The organism is Pseudomonas sp. G5(2012) (assembly GCF_000408945.1).
Lineage (GTDB): Bacteria > Pseudomonadota > Gammaproteobacteria > Pseudomonadales > Pseudomonadaceae > Aquipseudomonas > Aquipseudomonas umsongensis.
In genome coordinates this window covers 23,805-45,762 of sequence record NZ_APIO01000009.1, presented here as the reverse complement: position 1 = coordinate 45,762, position 21,958 = coordinate 23,805, and the positions used below count along the sequence as shown (strand labels likewise).

Here is a 21,958-nt window from a genome sequence, read left to right as displayed (position 1 = left end):
TGCGCACCTTGCGGCCGGTGCGAGCGGTGTGTCAGTCGAAGACGTCGGCGTCCTTGAAAAATGCCGCGGCCTGGTCCCTGGCCGACAGTTGCGGCGCAGTATCGAGCGGCCAGTCGATGGCCAGGTCGGGGTCGTCCCAGCGAATGCTGCGTTCGGCCGATGGGTTGTAGTACTCAGTGGTTTTGTACAAAACCTCGGCGAACTCACTCAACACCAGGAAACCGTGGGCGAAACCCTTGGGAATCCACAGTTGGCGATTGTTCTGCGCAGAAAGACGCACGGCTACCCACTGGCCGAAATGTGGCGAGCTGCGCCGCACATCAACAGCCACATCAAGGATTTCCCCGGCACAGACCCGAACCAGTTTGTCCTGGGTATTCTCAAGTTGGTAATGCAGCCCGCGCAGCACGCCTTTTTGCGAGCGCGAATGGTTGTCCTGAATGAATTGAGTGCTCAGGCCAGTGGCTTCCTTGAAAACCTTCGCATTGAAACTTTCGTAGAAAAAACCACGATCGTCACCGAAAACCTTGGGCTCGATGATCAAAACACCGGGCAGGTCGGTGGTCACAACATTCATGGGTTTCTCCAACGATGGGCATTGATGGTCGCCATTCTTGCCCAGAGTGCCTGTAAGGGCGAGTGTCGTGTGCTTTTTTCTTCGAAGTTGACCGATCCAGCCGCTTGCCAGCCGGCTGAAGGGGGGTTGCGTATCGCCCCGAGCAGTGGCGATATAGGCGCCTAATAAAATTTCAGGGGTCGTTGTATGCCGCTCGCCACGTTGATTCATCGCGCCAGTTTGCCCAGTCCGCAAGTCTCTGCCGAGCAAGCGCTTGAGCTTTTGCAGGCGCATTACGGGTTCGACGGAACGTTGCAGGCCCTTGGCAGCCAGCAGGATCTGAACTTTCGCGTCGACAGTGCTCAAGGGCGTTTTGTCCTGAAAATATGCCGGGGAGACTATTCGGCGCTGGAGTTGCAAGCCCAGCATGCCGGGCTCAAGCACCTGGCTGAGCATCCGGATGTGCACGTACCGCGTGTGATCGCGGCGAAAAACGGGGCGGACCTGTTGTCCCTGGAGGTCGCTGGCCAAGCGGTGCATGTGCGTTTGCTGGACTACATCGAGGGACAGTCCCTGACGCACCTCGAGCATTTCAATCGAACGGTGGTCGCCGGTTTCGGGCGGCTGTGCGGTGAAATGGACCTGGCACTGGCGGATTTTGAACATCCGGGGCTGGTGCGAACCCTGCAATGGGACGCGCGTCACGCCCACGCATTGATCGCGCATTTGTTGCCGGTGATCAAGGATGAAGCCCAGCGCCGACTGATCGTTGAAGCGTCCGAGCAGGCCGAGCGCCATTTGTTGCCGCTGCAAGACAAGTTGCCGGTGCAAGCCATTCACATGGACATCACCGACGATAACGTGGTGTGGCAGCGCGATGCGCAACGCCATTGGCAACTGCAAGGTGTGATCGATTTCGGCGACTTGATCCGTACCTGGCGCATAACCGACCTGTCGGTGACCTGTGCAGCGTTGCTGCACCATGGTGAAGGTGATCCGTTCTGCATCTTGCCAGCGGTGCAGGCGTATCACGCGGTCAATCCGTTGCAGCATGAAGAGCTGCTGGCGCTGTGGCCGCTGATCGTCGCCCGCGCGGCGGTGTTGGTGCTCAGTGGTGAACAACAGGTGAGCATCGATCCGGGCAATACCTATAGCCGCGACAACCTGGTCCACGAATGGGAGATCTTCCGTGTGGCCACGTCGGTGCCATTGGCGCTGATGGAAGCGGCCATCCTGTCGGCTGTCGGGCAGAGCCTGCCGGGCATTGGCAGCGAAGGCTTCGCCCCGCTGCTGCCGAGCCTGGTGGGGCGTGAGTTTGCGTTGATCGACCTGGGCGTGCTCAGCCCGCATTTCGAGGCCGGTAACTGGGAGCAGGCAGGCATCGATCAACGCCTGTTGGATGAGGCCGCCGCTGTCCACGGCCTGGCGGCCAGTCGTTATGGGCAATACCGTTTGTCACGCACGCGCCCGGACACGGCCGGCGAGCCGGACACCTGCCCTCTGCACGTCGAATTGCGCGTACCCCATGGCACGACCGTCGAAGCGCCGTTCGCCGGGGTGGTGCACCAGCCGATGCCCGGGGTGCTGCAACTGGACGGTCCGCAACTGAGCGTGCGGCTGTGGGGTGTCACGCCATCGCTGCATAGCGGCGCGGCGCTGGTCAAGGGCCAGGTGCTGGGCTCGGTCAGCGGGCCGTTGATCGTGCAGCTGTGCCGAGGGGCTTCGTTCAGCGCGCCGTTGTTTTGCACACCTTCACGAGCCGCCGCATGGCAAGCGCTGTGCCCATCGCCCGCGATGCTTCTGGGGTTGGCTTGCGATGCGCAGGAGGAACTCGATTCACAGACCTTGCTGGCACGCCGCGGCGCCAGTTTCGCCCGCACGCAAAAACACTATTATGTCGACCCGCCGCGCATCGAACGCGGCTGGCGCAACCACCTGATCGACATGCAGGGCCGTTCTTACCTCGACATGCTCAACAACGTCGCGGTACTCGGCCACGGCCATCCGCGCATGGCGGCAGTCGCCAGCCGCCAGTGGTCGTTGCTCAACACCAACTCGCGGTTCAACTATGCCGCCGTGGCCGAGTTCTCCGAGCGCCTGCTGAAATTGGCGCCCGAGGGCATGGACCGGGTGTTCCTGGTCAACAGCGGCAGCGAGGCCAACGACCTGGCCATTCGCCTGGCATGGGCCTATAGCGGCGGGCGCGACATGCTCAGCGTGCTGGAGGCCTATCACGGCTGGACCGTAGGCGCGGATGCGGTATCGACTTCGATCGCCGACAACCCCAAGGCCTTGAGCAGCCGCCCGGACTGGGTGCACCCGGTGACCGCGCCGAACACCTATCGCGGTGAATTCCGCGGCCCTGACAGCGCGCCGGACTACGTGCGCAGCGTCGAACACAACCTGGCGAAAATCGCCGGGCAAAATCGTCAACTGGCCGGGTTCATTTGCGAACCGGTATACGGCAATGCCGGTGGCATCTCCCTGCCACCGGGTTATTTGCAGCAGGTTTACACAATGGTTCGTGCCCAGGGCGGCGTGTGCATCGCCGACGAAGTGCAAGTGGGTTATGGGCGCATGGGGCATTTCTTCTGGGGCTTTGAAGAGCAGGGCGTGGTCCCGGACATCATTACCATGGCCAAGGGCATGGGCAACGGCCAGCCACTGGGCGCGGTGATCACCCGCCGGGAAATCGCCGAAGCGCTGGAGGCCGAGGGGTATTTCTTTTCGTCCGCCGGTGGCAGCCCGGTCAGTTGCCAGATCGGCATTGCGGTGCTGGATGTGATGGAAGAGGAAAAACTCTGGGAAAACGCCCAGGTTGTTGGCGGGTACTTCAAGGAGCGGCTTGAAGCGCTGATCGATATTCATCCGTTGGTTGGCGCCGTGCACGGCTCCGGGTTCTATCTGGGGGTGGAATTGATCCGCAACCGTGAAACCCTGGAACCGGCCACCGAAGAAACCACCGCGCTGTGCGATCGCTTGCGAGAGCTGGGGATTTTCATGCAACCGACGGGCGATTACCTCAACGTGCTGAAGATCAAGCCGCCGATGGTCACTTCGCGCCAGAGCGTGGATTTCTTCGTGGACATGCTCTCGAAGGTGCTAAGCGAAGGACTGTAAGTATCACCGTTGATCCCCTGTAGGAGCTGCCGCAGGCTGCGATGTTTTGACTTTTTGGCGCCAGTAACGGCTTTGAAGATCAAAAGATCGCAGCCTGCGGCAGCTCCATAGGGTATGTGAAAGTCGAATGTTATCGGGTTTAAGTGAGAGATTTAAGACGAAAGGCGAACTAAACGCTTCAAAAGCCGATTTTTATCGGATATAAAGTCGCCAATGCCAGGGTGTGGATGAACCATGCCCGACCGTCACGCACTTGCCCGGAGATGCTTCATGAGCCGTAACGTTACTGTCGCTGCCACGCAAATGGCCTGTTCCTGGGACCTCGAAGGCAACATTGAGGTCGCTGAAAGACTGGTCCGTGAAGCCGCCGCCAAAGGCGCGCAAATCATCCTGATCCAGGAATTGTTCGAAGCGCCGTACTTCTGCCAGAAGCCGAATCCGGATTACCTGCAACTGGCGACAACGGTGGAAGATAACGTCGCCATCAAGCACTTCCAGAAAGTCGCCAAGGAGCTGCAAGTCGTGTTGCCGATCAGCTTCTACGAACTGGCGGGCCGTGCGCGGTTCAACAGCATCGCGATCATCGATGCCGACGGCAGCAACCTCGGGATTTATCGTAAAAGCCACATTCCGGATGGCCCTGGCTATCACGAGAAGTATTACTTCAACCCGGGCGATACCGGCTTCAAGGTGTGGAACACCCGCTACGCGAAAATCGGCGTGGGCATCTGCTGGGACCAGTGGTTCCCCGAGGCTGCGCGCAGCATGGCGCTGCAAGGCGCGGAAATCCTGTTCTACCCGACTGCCATCGGCAGCGAACCCCACGACAAGACCATTTCGTCCCGTGATCACTGGCAACGCGTGCAACAGGGCCACGCCGGCGCTAACCTGATGCCGCTGATCGCCAGTAATCGCATCGGCAACGAAGAACAAGACGGCTACGACATTACCTTCTATGGTTCGTCGTTCATCGCCAACCAGTTCGGCGAGAAGGTGCAGGAACTCAACGAAACCGAAGAAGGCATCCTGGTTCACACCTTCGACCTCGACCAACTGGAACACATCCGTAGCGCGTGGGGCTCGTTCCGTGACCGTCGTCCGAACTTGTACGGCGCGCTGAAAACCCTCGACGGTACCCTGGAGTCCTGATCGACATGACCACTTTGAAAAGCACCCCTCGCGCAGACGGCTTCTACATGCCGGCCGAGTGGGCACCCCAGACCCAGACCTGGATGATCTGGCCTGAGCGCCCGGACAACTGGCGCCTGGGCGGCAAGCCTGCACAAGCCGCGCACGTCGCGGTGGCCAAGGCTATCGCCCGTTTTGAACCTGTCACCGTAGCGGTGTCCGCCGGCCAATACGAAAACGCCCGTGCACGCCTCGACGTTCCGAATATCCGCGTTGTCGAGATGTCCAGCGACGACGCCTGGGTTCGGGACACCGGCCCGACCTTCGTCATCAACAACAGCGGCGAAGTCCGGGGCGTGAACTGGGATTTCAACGCGTGGGGTGGTTTCGACGGCGGCCTGTATTCGCCGTGGAACCGCGACTCGCAAGTGGGCGGCAAGATCCTCGAAATCGAGCGCAGCCCACGTTATCGAACCGAGGGCTTCGTGCTCGAAGGCGGTTCGATCCATGTCGATGGCGAAGGCACACTGATCACCACTGAAGAATGCCTGCTCAACCGAAATCGCAATCCGCACCTGAACCGTGCAGAAATCGAAGCGGTACTGAAAGATAATCTGGCTGTGGATAAGATCATCTGGCTGCCGGACGGTCTGTTCAACGACGAAACCGATGGCCATGTGGATAACTTCTGCTGCTATGTGCGTCCGGGTGAAGTGCTGTTGGCCTGGACAGACGATCCACAGGACCCGAACTACCCACGCTGCCAGGCGGCCATGAAGGTGCTGCAAAATAGCACCGACGCCAAGGGCCGCCCGTTCACGGTGCACAAGATGCCGATTCCGGGGCCGCTGTATGCGACTGAGGAAGAATGTGACGGTGTCGATCCGGTCGACGGGACTCAGGAGCGCAACCCGAGCGTGCGTCTGGCCGGCTCTTACGTCAACTTCCTGATCGTCAACGGCGGCATCATTGCCCCGAGTTTCGATGACCCGCTGGATGGTCCGGCAAAAGAGATTTTGCAGACGTTGTTCCCGCAGCACGAAGTGGTCATGGTTCCAGGTCGTGAACTGTTACTGGGGGGCGGTAACATTCACTGCCTTACCCAACAGCAGCCAGCACCACACAAGGAATGAGTGCCCTCGTAACAGCTTGAGATAATTGCAAAAAAATCAGGCAAACGTTTTCGCGCACCGCCTGGTATAGAGCCCGCAGTCCTTCTGGTCGGCGGGCTTTTTTGTATCCGCTCGTCGACATTCCAGGCACCTTGGCATAGCTCTTGTATCGCTCATGGCGCAAAACAGGGAGGGGGAGAACTTAGTTGTTCTGTCATAAACCTTGGATAAGTTAGGCCGCTCGCAAACCAGGAGAGAGCGCTGAAATGAACGCCGATGTGAATGTGGTGAGCGACCGGGCGTTGCATCCCCTGGCGGTAAATGCTGAATCGCTCCAGACTCTGGCGAATTGGTTCAAGTCCAAAGGAACGCGTCAGACCACAAAAAGTGATCCGCGCCGGACGATGATCGAACGCTACCCCGCTGGTTTATTCAGCGAGGCAGAACTGGATGCGTTATGGGATGTGATGGAAGGATAAGAAGAAAAACAATGGATTGATAAAAGAAAAGCGCTGCCAGGATGGCAGCGCTTTTTTTGTGGGCGCAGGTTGCTTCACGCCGGACAACCGTTTGAGTTTTTCTGCCAAGGAACCTCACTTCTTAGACGAATTACGCCTATTTACAGACGATTCATGAAATTGACATATAGTTAACCCCGCAGCTACGATCCGGCCCAACGCCTGTGGCAGACCGCCATGACCGAAAAATAATAAAAAGGCCCGCCGCGACTGATCGTGGGCGGGCCTTTTTCTTTGCGGAATGAAATAAGAGTGCGATAGCGCCGTTTCAGCCGATCAACACAGCGCGTTTCAACCCGTAATAAGGAAAACAACATGTTGAACAAGCGAATCAGCCTGATCGCTCTGGGGATTTTGAGCGCTACGCAGGCCATGGCTAACGACCAGGCCGAATCCAAGGGCTTTGTTGAAGAAAGCAGCCTAAAAGTGCTGCTGCGCAACGCCTATATGAACCGTGACTACAAAGACGGCAACCCGGACAAGTCCGAGTGGGGCCAAGCGGCCATCGGTACGTTCTCGTCCGGCTTCACCCAAGGCACCATCGGTGTGGGTGTGGATGCCTTTGGTCTGTACGCGCTCAACCTGGAGCGCAATGAAGACCGTAGCGGCGCCCAAGGCATCGATTTTTTCAAAAAGGGTGCCAGCGGCGAACCGGCTGACGACCTGGCCAAAGCTGGCGCAGCGGTCAAATTCCGCCTGTCCAGCACAACGCTGACTTACGGCGACCAAATGCCGGTCCTGCCGGTACTGAGCTACGACAACGGTCGCCTGCTGCCGGAAAGCTACACCGGCACCCTGATCACCTCCAAGGAGATCAAGGGCCTGGAACTGAACGCCGGTCGCTTCACCGCCGAATCGCGCAAAAGCGCCGAAGGTCATGACAGCGGTGGCCTGAAGTCGATCAACGTGTTGGGTGGTAGCTACCAGTTCACCGAACAATTCAAGGCCGCGTTGTACGCCTCCGACGTCGAAGACGTGCTGAAGAAGCAATACGTGAACGCCAACTACGTGTTCCCGTTCGACAAGGATCAGTCCCTGACCCTGGACTTCAACGGCTATCGCACCAAGCTGGAAGATTCCTACGTTCGCGACAACAACATCACCGGCGACGACAACAAGATCTGGAGCCTGGCAGCCACCTTCGCCACCGGCCCACACTCGTTCACCCTCGCGCACCAGCGCAGCACCGGCGACAGCAACCTGGGCTACGCCTACGGCGGCTACCAGAAGGATCAAGGTCGCGTCGGTGACGGTGGCAACACCATCTACCTGGCCAACTCCTACTGGTCGGACTTCAACGCCGAAGACGAACGCAGCTGGCAACTGGGCTACGGCCTGGACTTCAGCACCTTCGGTGTACCGGGCCTGAGCTACAACTTCGCTTACGTACGCGGTGACAACATCACCACCTCCACCAGCGAAGGCGGTACCGAGCGCGAGATCTTCAACCAGTTCAAGTACGTCGTGCAAAGCGGCCCGGCCAAAGACCTGAGCATCAAGCTGCGCAGCTCCATCCTGCGCGTGTCGCAGAAGTCGAGCGAATACAACGTCAGCGGTAACGAAGTGCGGGTTTTCGTGGATTACCCGATCAACGTTTTCTGATGATGGGTTGTGTTATCGAGGCCTGATTCAAGGCCGAAAAGAAGAAGCCCCGACTGGTTCGGGGCTTTTTTTCGTGTGCTAAATGGGTCATGTCGTCAAAAGTCGATTTCGGGTACATGTGTTGTGAACGTGTCGCCCGCGGCGACATGTTCCGAGGACGTGTCGCAAAAAGTGAAAAAGTGCGACACGTTATGCCCTCATGTCTACACTGGCGACATGAGAGAGGTCAATCTCTGCTCAAAACACATACAAAATGATCAGGAACGCATCCATGACCGAACCGTTGCTGCCATGGCAGGCAGACAGGCCATACAACCAGCTTCCACTGCTGCCGCCGGGAGTCGAGCTGGAAACACGTGCAGTCCTCAAAAAATGTATTGAGGCACGCACGGCCTTGGCCGAGTTGAAGCAGGCAGCAGAGTTGATTCCTAACCAGACGGTTCTGATCAATACCATTCCGTTGCTCGAAGCCAAGGCTAGCTCGGAAATAGAAAGCATCGTCACCACCACGGATTTGCTGTTCCAGCATGCGCAAGACACGGAAAACCACGCAGACCCGGCCACCAAGGAGGCGCTGCGCTATCGAACGGCGCTGAGCCAAGGTTTCCAGTCCTTGGCTGAACGTCCGCTATCCACCAACACCGCCGTGGAAATCTGCCGTACGTTGAAGGGCGCGAAACTGGATATTCGCCGTACACCTGGCACGCAGCTCGCCAATGACCGGACCGGTGAGGTCATCTATACCCCGCCCGAAGGAGAAGAACACCTGCGCAACCTTCTCGCCAACTGGGAGCGCTTTCTGCACAACGAAACCGATCTCGATCCACTGGTTCGCATGGCGGTCGGGCATTATCAATTTGAGGCCATCCATCCTTTTGTCGACGGCAATGGTCGTACCGGGCGCGTCATCAATACTCTGTTTCTGATTCAGGAAGGCTTGCTTAACCTGCCGATTCTGTATCTCAGCCGCTACATCATTGCCCAGCGTGCCGATTACTATCGACTCTTGCTGGAGGTGACGACCCAGCAGGCGTGGGAGCCATGGCTGTTGTTCATGCTCAGTGCAGTAGAGGAAACCGCGCGTTGGACGACAGCCAAAATTGCCGCAATCCGCGCATTGTCCGAACACACCACTCAATTTGTGCATGACCAAGTACCCAAAACCTACTCACGGGAGTTGTTGGACGTCATCTTCGAACAGCCCTACTGCCGCATCAGCAACGTGGTCGACAAGAAAGTTGCTCAACGACAGGCTGCTTCACGTCACCTGAAAGATCTGGTGACCATTGGTGTGTTAGAGGAGATTCAAGTGGGCAAGGAAAAGCTGTTTATCCATCCGAAACTGATGCAGTTGCTAAGCCGCGACAGTAATGAATTTAAACGTTACGCCGACTAACTCGCGAAAATGAAAAGCCCCGAATGATTCGGGGCTTTTTCTTCAGAACGAACGGAGAATATTCCCGGCGGAGCCTTCGTTGACGGAGGAACTTATTACGCCACGTAACTAATGATGTTCCCGCCCCCACCTTTATCCCCTCCAGCGAACTCCCTACATTGAGCTCCAACGCCTCTCCCATCATCCCGACGGGAAGGTCACTGGAGTTTCCCTCATGCCTTTCGTAAGCGTACGCATCACCCGCGATGGCGTTACCACTGAGCAGAAAGCTCAGGTGATCGCCGAGATCACTGAAACACTGGAACGCGTCCTCAACAAACGCCCTGACCTGACCCACATCGTGATCGAGGAAGTCGACACCGATAACTGGGGCTACGCCGGGATCACCACCACCCAGTACCGCAAGCAACTGGCGGACGAGGGGCAGTCATGACGCCTTCAGTCACCATCGATTTCGTCTCCGATGTGGTGTGCCCATGGTGCGCACTGGGGGCGACGGCGCTGGAGCAGGCGATCGAGAACGTGGCGGGTGAAGTTGCGGTCGAGCTGACCTACAAGCCTTTCGAGCTGAACCCGAACATGCCGCCCGAAGGCGAGAAAGCGGTCGAGCATTTGATGCGCAAATACGGACGTACCGCCCAGGACGTCGCCAATGGCAAAGCAATGCAGATCGAACGCGGCAATGCCATCGGCTTCAAGTTCGACCTGGAGAAGCGCACCCACTTCTACAACACCTTCGACGCCCACCGGTTGTTGCTCTGGGCACTGGAAGAAGGACGCCAGGTGGCACTGAAGAAAATCCTGCTTCGCGCTTACTTCAGCGAAGGCCAGAACCCGAGCGATCAGCAGACGCTGGTACGGCTGGCGGGTCAAGCCGGATTGGACGAGGACCGTGCACGCGAGGTGTTGGCGTCGGGCGCCTTTGCCAACGAGGTGCGTGAGCTTGAAGCGTTCTATCACCAGCACGGCATCAATTCGGTCCCGGCCCTGGTACTCAACGGCCGTCACCTGGTGTCCGGTTCGCAGTCGGTCGAGTACTACGAACAGATGTTGAGACAAATGGCGCAAGCCTGATCACTGCTTTTTCAAACCATCATTCATTAGTAGAGGTTCATCATGAGCAATTCGAAAAAAGTCGTTGTCATCACTGGCGCATCCCAAGGTCTCGGCGACGGCATGGTCAAGGCCTTCCGCGAGCTCGGCTACCAGATCGTCGCGACCTCGCGCTCGATCAAGCCATCCACCGATCCAGACATCCTCACCGTGGCCGGCGACATCGGCGAGCCAGAGACTGCACAGCGCGTAATCCGTGAAGCGATCGCACGCTTCGGTCGTGTCGACACCCTGATCAACAACGCCGGGATCTTCATCGCCAAGCCGTTCACCCAGTACACCGCTGAAGACTACGCCAACGTGTTGTCGGTGAACGTCAACGGCTTCTTCTACATCACTCAGCTGGCTATTGCCGAGATGGAAAAACAAGGCAGCGGCCACGTGGTCAACATCACCACCAGCCTGGTGGACCACGCCATCGACGGCGTGCCATCGGTACTGGCCTCGCTGACCAAAGGTGGCCTGAACGCGGCAACCAAATCCCTGGCCATCGAATACGCCAAGCGCGGCATTCGGGTGAATGCTGTATCGCCTGGCATCATCAAGACCCCAATGCACGGCGAAGAAACCCACGCCGCACTGGGCGCTCTGCACCCGGTCGGGCACATGGGCGAGATCGATGATATTGCCAACGCGGTCGTGTACCTGGACGGCGCCAAGTTCGTCACTGGCGAAATCCTCCACGTTGATGGCGGGCAGAGCGCGGGTCACTAAGGTCTGGGTTTTTAAACGGCAGAAACAACAAAGCCCTCGTATTGCTACGAGGGCTTTGTTTTGTATGGTGCCGGCACCAGGAATCGAACCCGGGACCTACTGATTACAAGTCAGTTGCTCTACCATCTGAGCTATACCGGCATGTCAGGGCGACGATTATAGCGATTGGGAAGGTTCTGTAAACCCCTGAATTCAGACTATTTTTGCGCGGGCTTCTGTTGAGGTCTTCCGACCCTCACTGGTTGTCATCGCGCGGTGCAAAACGAGGTCTCGGCGCTGCATTTTCTTGCGTGCTGCGGGACCGATCAGTCGTTGATTATGTCTTTTGATCGAATGCTTATGCACAACGGGATTTTCGATTCACCCGGTTTACAGTGTTTTTGTGGATCCGTTCTCATTAGTTCGCAAATGCCTGTTTTTCGGGTTATTTATTCAGTGTACGAAATTTGATCAGCGCTGTTTCAGGGCTGAACCAGCTGTAAAGATTGGATCCATTAATATTTCATCAACAGAGTTATCCACAGGCTGAGAGACGTTAAGGGTGTTCCGCTAGCAGCAGGATGTTACGCGGTGTGATTGAGGGTTCGCAGAAGGTGCCGAGGCGAACGGTGTAACCCTGTTCTTGCAGGAAAAGGGCCCGATCGAGCACCAGCCAAAGTTCCAATGGGCGTCGGAAAAGTCCGCGCAGGAGCTCTAGATTGCGTACTTGGGCAAGGCGCTGCCATCCGGCGGCCTCAAGCTCGGGCCAATTTTGGGCGCCGATTGTGGATAACTCTTTGACTTCGGCCAAGTGCTGGCAGTATTCGGCAAAGGGTTTTTCCAGCCAGGCGCTGGGCAGGGATGGGGTTGGCAGGTACTCGTCGACGCCGCGCAGTTGCCTTTGCAATAAGTCAAAGCCCAGGCGTCGGGCCATCGAGGTGTCGCGTTGGCGTCGTACGCGGGCGCCGGCGGTGACGGTTTCACTCATTGGCAGCCCCAGATCATCGAGGGACAGCTGCAGGTCAGAGTGTTGCGCGGCCGAGGACATCGGCGAATACCGTGTCAGGTGGGTCCGGTTGTAGCAGCAAGGGGCGATGGCCAGTTGCTTGCAGCCGGCTGCGCTGGCGAGCCGGATCAGTCGCACGTGCAAATCGCCGCAGGCATGCAGTGCGACGGGTGTATGTCGAGCTTCCAATAGCGCTGCTGCATTGGCCGCCAGTACGTCCTGTTCGACATGCAGCGCGTGCAGTCGATGGTGCTGGCTGAGTGCCTGGCCGCTGGCAACCAGCGCTGGATCGTATTCCAGGCAGGTGAGTTGCTGTCCGGGTTGTAGCAGGCGGCGGCCCAGGTGTCCCTTGCCCGAACACCAGTCCAGCCAATGCCTGGCGGGATCAGCAAACTGCAGTCGACCGGCAAAGGCTTCAATTTGCTGCCACTTGCGCCCTGGAACATCCACATTCAATCGATGAGCTGGCGCTTCGAGCGTATGAGCAGGCAATTCATCCAGCGCACTCAGTGCCAGGGACATGTCCGCCAACGCAGCAAAAGGCTGCGGCGCATCCACAAGGGCAGGGTGGTTGTGAGCGCTTTCCGCCTCTTCCAGCGATCGCCCGCGAAGCCAGGTGGCGAGTTCAGGGTAGGTGGTTTCCCAGGGCAGTTGCAGATGTGTGAAGGGGCGAGGTTTCCACAGGGCCTGGTGCGCTGTCAGAAAAGTGTCCAGCGCGGTGAAACGGGCGAGCAGTTCCTCGCCCGTCAGCACCTTGGGATCAACGCCCTTGGCAGGCATCGACGCGCAACCAGCGCTCCAGCAGCTTGAAGCCGCGTACCAGCATGTAGGCCATCAGCAGATAGAACATGCCAGCGGCGAAGAAGATCTCCACCGGCAGGTAGGTCCGGGCGATGATGGTACGGGCCATGCCGGTCAGTTCCAGCAACGTCACGGTGCTGGCCAGGGCGCTGGCCTTGAGCATCAGGATCACTTCGTTGCTGTAGGCCGGTAGGCCGATGCGCGCCGCGCGGGGCAGCATGATGTAGATCAGCGCCTTGGCTTTGGACATGCCCAGCGCCCGAGCCGCTTCGATCTCACCCGGCGGTATCGCCTGGATCGCGCCGCGCAGGATTTCAGCGATGTAGGCGGCAGTGTGCAGGGTCATGGTGGCTGTCGCACACCAGAACGGATCGCGCAGGTAGGGCCACATCGAGCTATTACGGATCGCGTCGAACTGCGCCAGCCCGTAATAGACGAGGAACAGTTGGACCAGCAACGGCGTACCGCGGAAAAAGAAGATGTAGGCGTAGGGAAACGCTCGCACCCACCACAGGCGCGACGAACGCGCGATGCCCAGCGGGATCGCCAGCAGGAGGCCGGCGATGACGGCAATGGCGACCAGTTCCAGGGTCAGGGTTGCGCCCTGGGCCAGTTTCGGCAGCCACTTGATGATGACTTCCCAGTTCATTGGGCGCTCCTCGCGAAGCCGCGAGCGGCGCGTTTTTCCAGGAAGTGCATGCCGGTCATGGCTAGAATCGTCAGACTCAGATACATGAACGCCGCGACCATATAAAAGGTGAACGGTTGCTTGGAGACGGTCACGCCGATTTGCGCGTGACGCATGATTTCTTCCAGGCCGATCACCGACACCAGCGCGGTGTCCTTCATCAGGATCATGAACAGGTTGCCCAGGCCCGGCAGGGCGATGCGCCACATCTGCGGCATGATCAACTTGGTGAAGATGCGAAATTTCGACAGGCCCAGGGCCACGCCGGCTTCACGATGGCCTTTGGGGATGGCGAGGATCGCGCCGCGAAACACTTCCGTGGCGTAGGCGCCAAAGCACAGGCCCAGGGCAATCACGCCCGCAGCGAAGGCATTGAGCTCAAGGTCGGGGTTACCGAAAAACTCGCCCAGGGCGCGCATCAGGTTAACGGTGCCGAAGTAGATCAACAGCACCCAGAGCAGCTCCGGGATGCCGCGAACCAGTGTCGAGTATGTGCCGCCAAGCCATTGCAACGGCTTGTACGGGGAAGTCTTGGCCAAGGCGCCGAGCAGACCGAGCACCAGCCCCAGGCACAGGGCCGAGAGTGCCAGTTTCACAGTCATCAGCGCGCCAGCGGCGAGCGCCGGGCCGAATCCGTAGAGGTCGATAATCATGGATTTCTTTTCAAATCGCGGCAGGCAATACCGTGAACGGCGCCATCAGGCGCCGGTCAGGCAGGTCAGGATCAATAGATGCTGAACGGGAAGTACTTGTCGTTGATCTTCTTGTAGGTGCCGTCGGCAACGATTTCCTTGAGCGCAGTGTTCAGCTTCTCGCGGATAGGGTCGTTCTTGCGAACGGCGATACCGATCTTGTCGCTTTCTTCCACTGGGTCGCCTTTGAACTCGTAGGACTTGCCTGCGTCGCTCTTGAGCCACTCGTAGTTGACGTATTTGTCGGCCAGGATGCCGTCAAGGCGACCGGAAGTCAGGTCCAGGTAAGCGTTTTCCTGGGTGTCGTAGAGTTTGACTTCAACGCCTTCCATGTTGTCTTCCAGCCAGGTACCCGCCAGCGTCGCGCGCTGCGCGCCGATCACTTTACCCTGCAGGGAAGCCTTGTCGGTCTTGAAATCGACGTCTTTCTTGGCGATGAACTGCAGCTTGTTGGAGTAGTACGGGTCGGTGAAGTCCACCGCTTGCTTGCGCTCGTCGGTGATCGACATCGAGGAGATCAGGAAGTCGAACTTCTTGGCGTTCAGGGCCGGGATGATGCCGTCCCAGTCGGAGGTCACGACGGTGCACTCGACTTTCATCTTGGCGCACAGGGCGTCGCCGATTTCCTTGTCGAAGCCGACGACATTGCCACTGGCATCTTTATTGTTGAACGGCGGGTAGGCCGCTTCGATGCCCATCTTCAGGGTTTCGGCCATGGCACCGGCGCTGAACGCCAGGGTAACGGCGGCGGCCAGGAAGACCTTCTTGTAATTGCGCATGCGGTTAGCTCCGTTAGCGGTTGCTGGACATGAATTGTTTGCAGCGCGCCGAAAGCGGGTTTTCAAACACCTGCTGTGGCGATCCTTGCTCTTCTACCAGGCCCTGGTGGAGGAACACCACTTCGCTGGAGACCTGACGGGCAAAGCCCATCTCATGGGTGACCAGCAGCATGGTGCGGCCTTCTTCGGCCAGTGCGCGGATGACATTAAGTACTTCCTGGACCATTTCCGGGTCAAGCGCGGAAGTGGGCTCGTCGAACAGGATGACCTTGGGCTGCATGGCCAGGGTGCGGGCGATGGCCGCACGTTGTTGCTGGCCGCCGGACAATTGCGCCGGGTAGGCGTGGCGCTTGTCGGCGATGCCGACCTTGGCCAGCAGGGCTTCGGCGACTTCGATGGCTTCGGCCTTGCTCTGGCCAAGTACGCGGCGCGGGGCCTCGATGATGTTGTCGAGCACGCTCATGTGCGGCCACAGGTTAAAGTTTTGAAATACAAAACCTATTTCGCTGCGCAGTCGGTTGATCTGCTTGCCGTCGGCAGCGACCAGTTCGCCGTTCTTCGCGGCCTTGAGCTTGAGTTCCTCGCCGGCCACCAGGATCTGACCCTGGTGTGGGTTTTCCAGCAGGTTGATGCAACGCAGGAACGTGGACTTGCCGGAACCGGAGGAACCGAGGATCGAGATCACGTCGCCGTCGCGGGCGGTCAGCGAGATACCCTTGAGTACCTCCAGCGAGCCGTAGCGTTTGTGCAAGTTGCGGATTTCAAGCGCGGGCGTGGCCTCAGCCATGTGCGTTCCTCATTGTGTATTCGCTCCTGCTGTTGGTGGCCTTCCTGGCGAGGCGGCCAAGCTAGCATAGCGTTTCAAGGGCAGCCAACAGCGCTACGGGCAGTAAACGGGTGGTATGTGGCAGGTTGTCGCATCGGTACAGCAGACTGTCGCCCCATCAACAACCGAACAGCCGTTTGAACCCTGCTTTCAGACAAAAGCGCGGTGGCTGTCGCGTAAAAAAGGGCGCGATGTTGCCAGCTTTGGCGGGGGGTTGGAAGCGCTAACGGGCCAAAGGTGCCGGATCTGCCCTTTTATCGTGCATCGAGGAATCTTTACGTGTGTTTCCGGTGCGCTGGATCGCTCCGAAAGTGAGTCGCAGGGTAACGCTCTGGCAAAGTGCCATTAATATCAATGGCTTGCGATGACTGTCCGGTCAGGATGAAATTCCCGAGTTAGACGGCTTTGAAACATTTTGGCGCAATTATTGCGTGCAGATTCCGGAACGCCCCGTTTGTTTCTTTTTACAAGAAGGAACACAAGCGGGATGCATGCATTCGCTTTTCCTTACAAAGGTAGTTTCAATGAGCAGTATCCAAAGCTCTAACGGCCTCGAACAGGGGCTCAAACCGCGGCATGTCACCATGCTGTCGATCGCCGGGGTTATCGGCGCCGGCCTGTTCGTTGGCTCGGGCCACGCCATCGCTGCAGCAGGCCCGGCCGTGCTTCTGGCTTACGCCGCCGCCGGCATGCTGGTAGTGCTGGTGATGCGCATGCTCGGTGAAATGGCTGTTGCCTCGCCGGACACGGGCTCCTTCTCGACATACGCCGATCGCGCGATTGGTCACTGGGCCGGTTTCACCATCGGCTGGCTGTACTGGTGGTTCTGGGTCCTGGTGATTCCGTTGGAAGCCAACGCCGCCGCAACCATCCTGCACGCCTGGTTCCCAGGTGTGGATATCTGGGCCTTTGCCTTGGTCATCACGATGCTGTTGACCGTGACCAACCTGTTCAGCGTGAAGAACTACGGTGAGTTCGAGTTCTGGTTTGCCCTGATCAAAGTGTTGGCCATCATCGGCTTCATCGTTCTGGGCGTCATGGCCATTTTCGGCTTCCTGCCGGGCAGCCAGGTCAGCGGCGTTTCCCATCTGTTCGACACCCAGGGCTTCCTGCCAAACGGCATGGGCGCGGTGTTGGGCGCCATCCTGACCACCATGTTCTCCTTCATGGGCACCGAGATCGTGACCATTGCGGCCGCGGAATCGAAGAACCCTGGCAAGCAAATCTCCAAGGCCACCAACTCGGTGATCTGGCGGATCGGCTTGTTCTACCTCGTATCCATTTTCATCGTCGTGGCCCTGGTGCCTTGGAACGATCCGGTGCTGGCGAGCCTGGGCTCCTACCAGACCGTGCTTGAGCGCATGGGCATTCCTAACGCCAAGATGATCGTCGACATCGTCGTACTGGTCGCCGTGACAAGCTGCCTGAACTCGGCGCTGTACACCTCGTCGCGCATGCTCTTCTCCCTGGGCAAGCGCGGCGATGCGCCGGCCATGTCTACTCGCACCAACAAAAGCGGCACCCCTTACTGGGCGGTGATGCTGTCCACTGGTGCTGCGTTCCTGGCAACCTTCGCCAACTACGTGGCCCCGGCTGCGGTGTTCGAGTTCCTGTTGGCCAGCTCCGGCGCCATTGCGCTGCTGGTATACCTGGTGATCGCGATCTCGCAACTGCGCATGCGCAAGCAGCGTATGGCTCGCGGCGAGAAAATCGTGTTCAGCATGTGGTTGTTCCCGGGCCTGACCTACGCGGTGATCATTTTCATCGTCGGTGCCCTGACCATCATGCTGTTCCAGGAAGCTCATCGTGTGGAAATCCTCGCGACTGGCCTGCTCAGCGTGCTGGTGGTGGCTGCTGGTTTGCTGGTGGCTCGCCGTCGCAAGCTGGAAAAAGGTGGCGCGGTGGTGTTGAACTGATTCATACCGCGTAACGCAAAACGGCCGCTGTCAGTGATGACAAGCGGCCGTTTTTGTTTGAGGCGTAACCGTTACTCGGCTTTTTCTTCCGGCGTTTCCAGCGACTCGCGGTAGACATCCAGTGCTGCGCTGAAATCGGCGATGAACTGTGGCTCGCTCAGCCATGCCTGGGCAGCGTCGCGGTCCATGCCGTCGGCCCACATGCGGTAGTCGATCAGCATATCGGCGGCCAGGTGAGTGGCGGCCATGCCTTCGTCATCGGCGTTTTCCATGTCCAGCAGTTCTGGATGGTCGATGATGATGAAGGCGAGATTCGTCAGCAGCACGGCAAGCATTTCCTTGCGGCTGATGGCTTCGGCATCGCGCATTTTGCTGAACATTGCCAGGGTGTAGTCCGGGATCGGCTCGCCGATTTCGCCAAGGTCATCGTCCAGCGCGGCGGGTTTTCTGCCGTGGATATTGATTTGCTTGGCTTTGGCTTTTGCGCGTTTGGCGCGTTTCTGTTGCTTGTTCAGGGAGGCCATGGGAACTCAGTTCGATTTCTGTTGGGTTTGTGCCGCGATGGCGTCGGACGCCGCCACGTAGTCAGCCTGGAAGGCTGGTGATTCGATCCACGCCAGGGCGCCCGCTTCGTCGGTTTCGGCCGACCATTGGCGATATTCAATCAGTGCGGCGAGGATAAAGTCCATCGCGCCTTCTTCGCCTTCCTGCTCGTACACCAGTTCCAGCAACGGGTCTTCGAGGAAGGCCGCGCACATGGCTTGCTGGCTGATCTTCTCGGCGTCGATCATTTTCTTGAACAATTCGGTCAGGTCCACCGATTCAAAATCGATGCGGTCGTCGTTCGGGTCGAGCTCGACCGGCGCGGCAGCCCGCTGGGTGCGGTTCTGCTTGGCCTTGGCCTTGGCGCGGGAGGCGCGTTTGTGCTGCTTGTTGGCGGAGGCCATGGGCGTCGTTCCGTATTTCGTTGAAAAGGGCTGGTGGCTCAGTTGCGTGGCACTGTTTGCCCGGGTGTATCGGGGGCCAGCTCGCCGTTTTGCAGCCAGGACAGTGCGATGGGCCATAGTGTGGCTTGGTATGCGCTGCGAAAAAAGGCGAAATGTCCAACTTCTTGTTCGCCGATGTCTTCGGGGGTTATGCGCAGGTGGGTGTTTGTGCTGCCAGTGAAGTAGCGGAGCAGGCGTTCGATGGCGGGGATTGTGCCGTAGGGATCGTCGCTGATGCTGATCGCCAGGGTTTTCGCGGTGACCGCAGCGAAGTTCCTGACATGGCTGTCCTGGCCGCTGGGGCGCTTTTCGTAACGAGCGGTGGGCGTGCTCCAGTCTTGGACTACACCGGCCGGGGTGTCTTCCAGCCAGCCGAGGCGTTTGCCGGGAAAATATCCGCACAGCCTCGTCACCACCGGCATTACCACGTGCCACTTGGCAAACATCCGCCAGCGGTGAGCGGGTGCATAGTCGCGCCAGTAAGCGAATTGCGCGCCGACCGTTACCAGGTGGCGAATGAGCTGGCCGGATGCACCCAAGCCCGCTGCGCAGCCTCCAAAGCTGTGACCGACCACGTCGATCGACTGGCCGGGAAAGTCACGCTGTACGCGCTTGAGCATCGCCTCGAAGTCCAGGGCGCCCCAGTCGGACCAGGTCGCTTTCAGTCCTTTCATAGACGCTGGCCGTGATTCGCCAATGCCGCGGTAGTCGTAGGTGATGACATCGAAGCCGTTGGCAAACAGGTAATCGGCGAAACGCGAGTAGTGTCGGCAGCGGACTGAGGTGGCGGCGTTGATGATGACCACTGCCCGGGAAGTGTCCTGTCGCGCATGCCGCCAGATGAAGCCGCCAAGGATGAAACCGTCGGCGGCAGCTTGCTTGAACGGTTCGCCCGAAGTGCCAGGCGTCAGTGGCAGCTCGATTTGAGTCGGGGCGAGTGAGGGGGCGTCCTGCAAATTCATTGGCGTCGGACCTTTGCGGGTAGCTGCCTAAGATAGTCCTCATGTCGCGCCTGAACAATCGAGCCGCTTTACTCAGGCATCTGGTCGAAAAGGCGCTCTTCGAGCCTTGCTCGTTCCCGATCCAGTTCCGCTCGCAGCTCATCCTCGCTCGGTAGTACCAACTTGTATTTGCTGGCGAAGAGTTGCTCATTGCCCTGGAGGACCGAATAGCGCACTACAGACTCGTTTTTTTGCGCGCAGAGAATAATGCCGACAGTTGGGCCGTCTTCCTCGCTTCGTTTGATATCGTCATACATGCGCACATACATGTCCATCTGGCCCACATCCTGATGTGTCAATTCTCCGCGCTTGAGATCGAAAATAACAAAGCATTTGAGCAGGTAATTGTAAAACACCAGATCGATGTAGAAGTCTCGACCTTCGGTGCTGATGCGTTGTTGGCGGGCAATGAAAGCAAACCCCTTACCCAGCTCAAGCAGAAAACCCTGGAGTTGCTCGATCAGGGCCTGCTCAAGTCTGGTTTCCAAGACGATTCCGGTATTGGGTAGGCCAAGAAACTCCAGCATCACGGGATCCCGGATGAAATTCCGGGGATCGTTGCTCATTGGATCAATGTTGGTGGCGGCCTCTGCCATGACTGCAAACTTGTCACGACTCATCAGGAGACGTTCGTAGTAGAGCGTATTGATCTGGCGCTCAAGACTGCGGCTCGACCAGTTTTGGCCAGCTGCTTCGTCCATGTACCACTTGCGCGCCTTCTCATTGTCCACGCGTAGAAGCCTGCGGTAGTGCGTCCAGCTCAATTCGAGACGCAGTGCGTCTCGAATTGGAAACGCCTGATAGAACAGGCGCATCTTTCGCAAGTTGGTTTCGTCAAAACCCTTCCCGAACTCCACTGTCAGCACCTTCGCAAGCGTTGCCAGCAACTGCTTGCCGTATACCGCGCGCCGGGAGCCCTCTTGTTCAAACTCCACTATATGTCGTCCGATGTTCCAGTAGGTTTGCACCTGGGCGGTATCGACTGCTCGCAGTAGCTTATGTCGCGCCTGCCGGATTAACTCACCAAGATGGCCAACCAGTGAGGTGATTTGTGGATCTTGTGTGTGATGGGGTTCGAGGGCGCTCATGAAGTCTTCCGCGGCAGGTTTAACAGGCAGAAGAGGATGGCAAGAGTGGGCTGTCAGTGATGCAGGACGCAACTGAGAAGCGCGAAGGAAATGCCAGCTACGTCGGCACGATCGGGCTGATGGTAGGTGAGGTCATCGGAGCGATCCTTGTAGTACGTTTCGTAGCGCATTCAAGTACAAATCGTTCTAAAACATGACGACCGCGCCGGAAATCAAAATTAGGTAACGAAAGGGTTCCGCGGAGCCCGGGAGGCGTCATCATGAAGTATGTTCAGACACTGTTCCTGCCCTTTGTTGTCGCTATCGGCATGTCGATGTTTCCGGTCATCGGACAGGCCGCCAGCCTCGAACCGGTCGACACTTCGGGTGTGCAGGTCCAACGCCAGGAACAAAACGGAATTGCCTACCTGTCCGGTGGTATCGGTGAAGATGAGGCGAAAGCCATCCAGCAAACCAAGGGCTACAACCTGCATATGACATTCTCCGTCGGCGTCGGTAACGAATACATTCCGGATGTAAATGTCGCCATTCAAAATGCGCAGGGGAAAAGCGTGTTGACCCTGACTGAGGCCGGTCCGCTGGTTTACGTTCAGCTTCCGCCTGGCAAGTACACGGTCGTTGCATCGCGTGCTGGTCAGGAGCGACGTGATACCGCGGATGTTGGCTCGGGGGCTGCGCGCAACCTGGTATTTCACTGGAGTGACAGTTAGCCGTGCCGAAAGGCGCGCGGCGAATTCCTCAACTCTCACATCCGCAAACAGCTGGCTTCACAGCTGTTTGCGGAGTATCTCGCGCTAGAGTTTGCGGTGTGCAAACGCGCGATGGATGGTTTGCTGAACAAACACCTTGGGGGGATGTGTTAGCGGATGCTGCGGATATTGCCCTTATTACCTTTTACAACTGGTAGGAGGGAGTGCCAGGTAGACGTAGGAATTTC

21 protein-coding genes and 1 tRNA gene are annotated in these 21,958 nt (G+C 58.3%); 11 read left to right on the top strand and 11 right to left on the bottom strand.

Translation table 11 applies throughout. The annotated features are described in order from the left end of the window. Window positions 1-31: 31 nt before the first annotated feature. Entirely contained in the window at window positions 32-577 is a 546-nt protein-coding gene (gene rfbC / locus PG5_RS03835; RefSeq protein ID WP_020795768.1) for a dTDP-4-dehydrorhamnose 3,5-epimerase, read from the bottom strand. Window positions 578-763: 186 nt separating this feature from the next. Here rfbC and PG5_RS03830 point away from each other — a divergent pair, with 186 nt between their 5' ends. The 9 genes from PG5_RS03830 (at window position 764) to PG5_RS03790 (ending at window position 11,259) form a co-directional block, all read left to right on the top strand. Then, window positions 764-3,676 carry an aminotransferase gene (locus tag PG5_RS03830; protein ID WP_020795766.1) on the top strand — a complete coding sequence of 971 codons (2,913 nt, stop codon included), beginning with the start codon at window positions 764-766 and terminating at the stop codon, window positions 3,674-3,676. 270 nt (window positions 3,677-3,946) lie between these two features. Then, entirely contained in the window at window positions 3,947-4,825 is an 879-nt protein-coding gene (gene aguB / locus PG5_RS03825; protein WP_020795765.1) for an N-carbamoylputrescine amidase, read from the top strand. Window positions 4,826-4,830: 5 nt separating this feature from the next. After that, window positions 4,831-5,937: an agmatine deiminase gene (gene aguA / locus PG5_RS03820; RefSeq protein WP_020795764.1), complete on the top strand. Its 1,107-nt coding sequence runs from the start codon at window positions 4,831-4,833 to the stop codon at window positions 5,935-5,937. 245 nt (window positions 5,938-6,182) lie between these two features. Beyond that, a complete protein-coding gene (locus PG5_RS03815) occupies window positions 6,183-6,395 on the top strand; it encodes a hypothetical protein (RefSeq protein ID WP_020795763.1) in 213 nt (70 codons plus the stop codon). Between the two features lie 354 nt (window positions 6,396-6,749). Next, on the top strand, window positions 6,750-8,036 hold the full coding sequence (locus tag PG5_RS03810) for an OprD family porin (RefSeq protein ID WP_020795761.1): 1,287 nt from the start codon (window positions 6,750-6,752) through the stop codon (window positions 8,034-8,036). Window positions 8,037-8,307: 271 nt separating this feature from the next. Further along, a complete protein-coding gene (fic, locus tag PG5_RS03805) occupies window positions 8,308-9,432 on the top strand; it encodes a protein adenylyltransferase Fic (RefSeq protein WP_020795760.1) in 1,125 nt (374 codons plus the stop codon). Window positions 9,433-9,646: 214 nt separating this feature from the next. After that, window positions 9,647-9,865, top strand: coding sequence for a 4-oxalocrotonate tautomerase family protein (locus tag PG5_RS03800; protein ID WP_020795759.1), 219 nt, complete (start codon window positions 9,647-9,649; stop codon window positions 9,863-9,865). Continuing rightward, window positions 9,862-10,506, top strand: coding sequence for a DsbA family oxidoreductase (locus PG5_RS03795; protein WP_020795758.1), 645 nt, complete (start codon window positions 9,862-9,864; stop codon window positions 10,504-10,506). The genes PG5_RS03800 and PG5_RS03795 overlap by 4 nt, the downstream gene beginning before the upstream one ends. Window positions 10,507-10,548: 42 nt before the next feature. Further along, window positions 10,549-11,259: an SDR family NAD(P)-dependent oxidoreductase gene (locus PG5_RS03790; protein ID WP_020795757.1), complete on the top strand. Its 711-nt coding sequence runs from the start codon at window positions 10,549-10,551 to the stop codon at window positions 11,257-11,259. Window positions 11,260-11,324: 65 nt separating this feature from the next. On the opposite strand, the gene PG5_RS03785 is transcribed toward PG5_RS03790, so the two are convergent. The 6 genes from PG5_RS03785 to PG5_RS03760 all read right to left on the bottom strand — a co-directional run bounded on the left by PG5_RS03785 (window position 11,325) and on the right by PG5_RS03760 (window position 15,991). Further along, window positions 11,325-11,400, bottom strand: a tRNA-Thr gene (locus PG5_RS03785). Window positions 11,401-11,794: 394 nt separating this feature from the next. Further along, on the bottom strand, window positions 11,795-13,024 hold the full coding sequence (locus PG5_RS03780; RefSeq protein ID WP_020795756.1) for a methyltransferase: 1,230 nt from the start codon (window positions 13,022-13,024) through the stop codon (window positions 11,795-11,797). Beyond that, the gene (locus tag PG5_RS03775) at window positions 13,005-13,694 is read right to left on the bottom strand and encodes an ABC transporter permease (RefSeq protein WP_020795755.1); all 690 of its coding nucleotides are present in this window, start codon (window positions 13,692-13,694) and stop codon (window positions 13,005-13,007) included. Before PG5_RS03775 ends, PG5_RS03780 begins: the two co-directional genes overlap by 20 nt. Next, window positions 13,691-14,386 (bottom strand): ABC transporter permease, encoded by a 696-nt coding sequence (locus PG5_RS03770; RefSeq protein WP_020795754.1) that lies wholly within the window; start codon window positions 14,384-14,386, stop codon window positions 13,691-13,693. The genes PG5_RS03775 and PG5_RS03770 overlap by 4 nt, the downstream gene beginning before the upstream one ends. Window positions 14,387-14,457: 71 nt before the next feature. Continuing rightward, window positions 14,458-15,204, bottom strand: a complete 747-nt coding sequence (locus tag PG5_RS03765; RefSeq protein WP_020795753.1) for an ABC transporter substrate-binding protein — start codon at window positions 15,202-15,204, stop codon at window positions 14,458-14,460. Window positions 15,205-15,217: 13 nt separating this feature from the next. Continuing rightward, window positions 15,218-15,991, bottom strand: coding sequence for an ABC transporter ATP-binding protein (locus PG5_RS03760; RefSeq protein WP_007972784.1), 774 nt, complete (start codon window positions 15,989-15,991; stop codon window positions 15,218-15,220). Window positions 15,992-16,554: 563 nt separating this feature from the next. Between PG5_RS03760 and gabP the strand changes: the two genes are divergently transcribed. After that, window positions 16,555-17,946, top strand: a complete 1,392-nt coding sequence (gene gabP / locus PG5_RS03755; protein ID WP_020795752.1) for a GABA permease — start codon at window positions 16,555-16,557, stop codon at window positions 17,944-17,946. A 71-nt stretch (window positions 17,947-18,017) separates the two neighbouring features. Here the strand turns inward: gabP and PG5_RS03750 are convergent, their stop codons facing one another. The 4 genes from PG5_RS03750 to PG5_RS03735 all read right to left on the bottom strand — a co-directional run bounded on the left by PG5_RS03750 (window position 18,018) and on the right by PG5_RS03735 (window position 21,021). Continuing rightward, window positions 18,018-18,470: a hypothetical protein gene (locus PG5_RS03750; RefSeq protein WP_020795751.1), complete on the bottom strand. Its 453-nt coding sequence runs from the start codon at window positions 18,468-18,470 to the stop codon at window positions 18,018-18,020. A gap of 6 nt (window positions 18,471-18,476) precedes the next feature. Then, entirely contained in the window at window positions 18,477-18,893 is a 417-nt protein-coding gene (locus tag PG5_RS03745; RefSeq protein WP_020795750.1) for a hypothetical protein, read from the bottom strand. A gap of 38 nt (window positions 18,894-18,931) precedes the next feature. Continuing rightward, window positions 18,932-19,894 (bottom strand): alpha/beta fold hydrolase, encoded by a 963-nt coding sequence (locus PG5_RS03740; RefSeq protein WP_020795749.1) that lies wholly within the window; start codon window positions 19,892-19,894, stop codon window positions 18,932-18,934. A 68-nt stretch (window positions 19,895-19,962) separates the two neighbouring features. Further along, window positions 19,963-21,021 (bottom strand): YhcG family protein, encoded by a 1,059-nt coding sequence (locus PG5_RS03735; RefSeq protein WP_020795748.1) that lies wholly within the window; start codon window positions 21,019-21,021, stop codon window positions 19,963-19,965. A gap of 260 nt (window positions 21,022-21,281) precedes the next feature. Here PG5_RS03735 and PG5_RS03730 point away from each other — a divergent pair, with 260 nt between their 5' ends. Further along, the gene (locus tag PG5_RS03730) at window positions 21,282-21,731 is read left to right on the top strand and encodes a hypothetical protein (RefSeq protein ID WP_020795747.1); all 450 of its coding nucleotides are present in this window, start codon (window positions 21,282-21,284) and stop codon (window positions 21,729-21,731) included. The last annotated feature ends 227 nt before the right edge of the window (window positions 21,732-21,958 follow it).

Excerpts from the sequence above, each read along its gene's own strand:
- rfbC (WP_020795768.1), bottom strand. The coding sequence starts at position 577 with ATGAATGTTGTGACCACCGACCTGCCCGGTGTTTTGATCATCGAGCCC.
- PG5_RS03830 (WP_020795766.1), top strand. The coding sequence starts at position 764 with ATGCCGCTCGCCACGTTGATTCATCGCGCCAGTTTGCCCAGTCCGCAA.
- aguB (WP_020795765.1), top strand. The coding sequence starts at position 3,947 with ATGAGCCGTAACGTTACTGTCGCTGCCACGCAAATGGCCTGTTCCTGG.
- aguA (WP_020795764.1), top strand. The coding sequence starts at position 4,831 with ATGACCACTTTGAAAAGCACCCCTCGCGCAGACGGCTTCTACATGCCG.
- PG5_RS03815 (WP_020795763.1), top strand. The coding sequence starts at position 6,183 with ATGAACGCCGATGTGAATGTGGTGAGCGACCGGGCGTTGCATCCCCTG.
- PG5_RS03810 (WP_020795761.1), top strand. The coding sequence starts at position 6,750 with ATGTTGAACAAGCGAATCAGCCTGATCGCTCTGGGGATTTTGAGCGCT.
- fic (WP_020795760.1), top strand. The coding sequence starts at position 8,308 with ATGACCGAACCGTTGCTGCCATGGCAGGCAGACAGGCCATACAACCAG.
- PG5_RS03800 (WP_020795759.1), top strand. The coding sequence starts at position 9,647 with ATGCCTTTCGTAAGCGTACGCATCACCCGCGATGGCGTTACCACTGAG.
- PG5_RS03795 (WP_020795758.1), top strand. The coding sequence starts at position 9,862 with ATGACGCCTTCAGTCACCATCGATTTCGTCTCCGATGTGGTGTGCCCA.
- PG5_RS03790 (WP_020795757.1), top strand. The coding sequence starts at position 10,549 with ATGAGCAATTCGAAAAAAGTCGTTGTCATCACTGGCGCATCCCAAGGT.
- PG5_RS03780 (WP_020795756.1), bottom strand. The coding sequence starts at position 13,024 with ATGCCTGCCAAGGGCGTTGATCCCAAGGTGCTGACGGGCGAGGAACTG.
- PG5_RS03775 (WP_020795755.1), bottom strand. The coding sequence starts at position 13,694 with ATGAACTGGGAAGTCATCATCAAGTGGCTGCCGAAACTGGCCCAGGGC.
- PG5_RS03770 (WP_020795754.1), bottom strand. The coding sequence starts at position 14,386 with ATGATTATCGACCTCTACGGATTCGGCCCGGCGCTCGCCGCTGGCGCG.
- PG5_RS03765 (WP_020795753.1), bottom strand. The coding sequence starts at position 15,204 with ATGCGCAATTACAAGAAGGTCTTCCTGGCCGCCGCCGTTACCCTGGCG.
- PG5_RS03760 (WP_007972784.1), bottom strand. The coding sequence starts at position 15,991 with ATGGCTGAGGCCACGCCCGCGCTTGAAATCCGCAACTTGCACAAACGC.
- gabP (WP_020795752.1), top strand. The coding sequence starts at position 16,555 with ATGAGCAGTATCCAAAGCTCTAACGGCCTCGAACAGGGGCTCAAACCG.
- PG5_RS03750 (WP_020795751.1), bottom strand. The coding sequence starts at position 18,470 with ATGGCCTCCCTGAACAAGCAACAGAAACGCGCCAAACGCGCAAAAGCC.
- PG5_RS03745 (WP_020795750.1), bottom strand. The coding sequence starts at position 18,893 with ATGGCCTCCGCCAACAAGCAGCACAAACGCGCCTCCCGCGCCAAGGCC.
- PG5_RS03740 (WP_020795749.1), bottom strand. The coding sequence starts at position 19,894 with ATGAATTTGCAGGACGCCCCCTCACTCGCCCCGACTCAAATCGAGCTG.
- PG5_RS03735 (WP_020795748.1), bottom strand. The coding sequence starts at position 21,021 with ATGAGCGCCCTCGAACCCCATCACACACAAGATCCACAAATCACCTCA.
- PG5_RS03730 (WP_020795747.1), top strand. The coding sequence starts at position 21,282 with ATGAAGTATGTTCAGACACTGTTCCTGCCCTTTGTTGTCGCTATCGGC.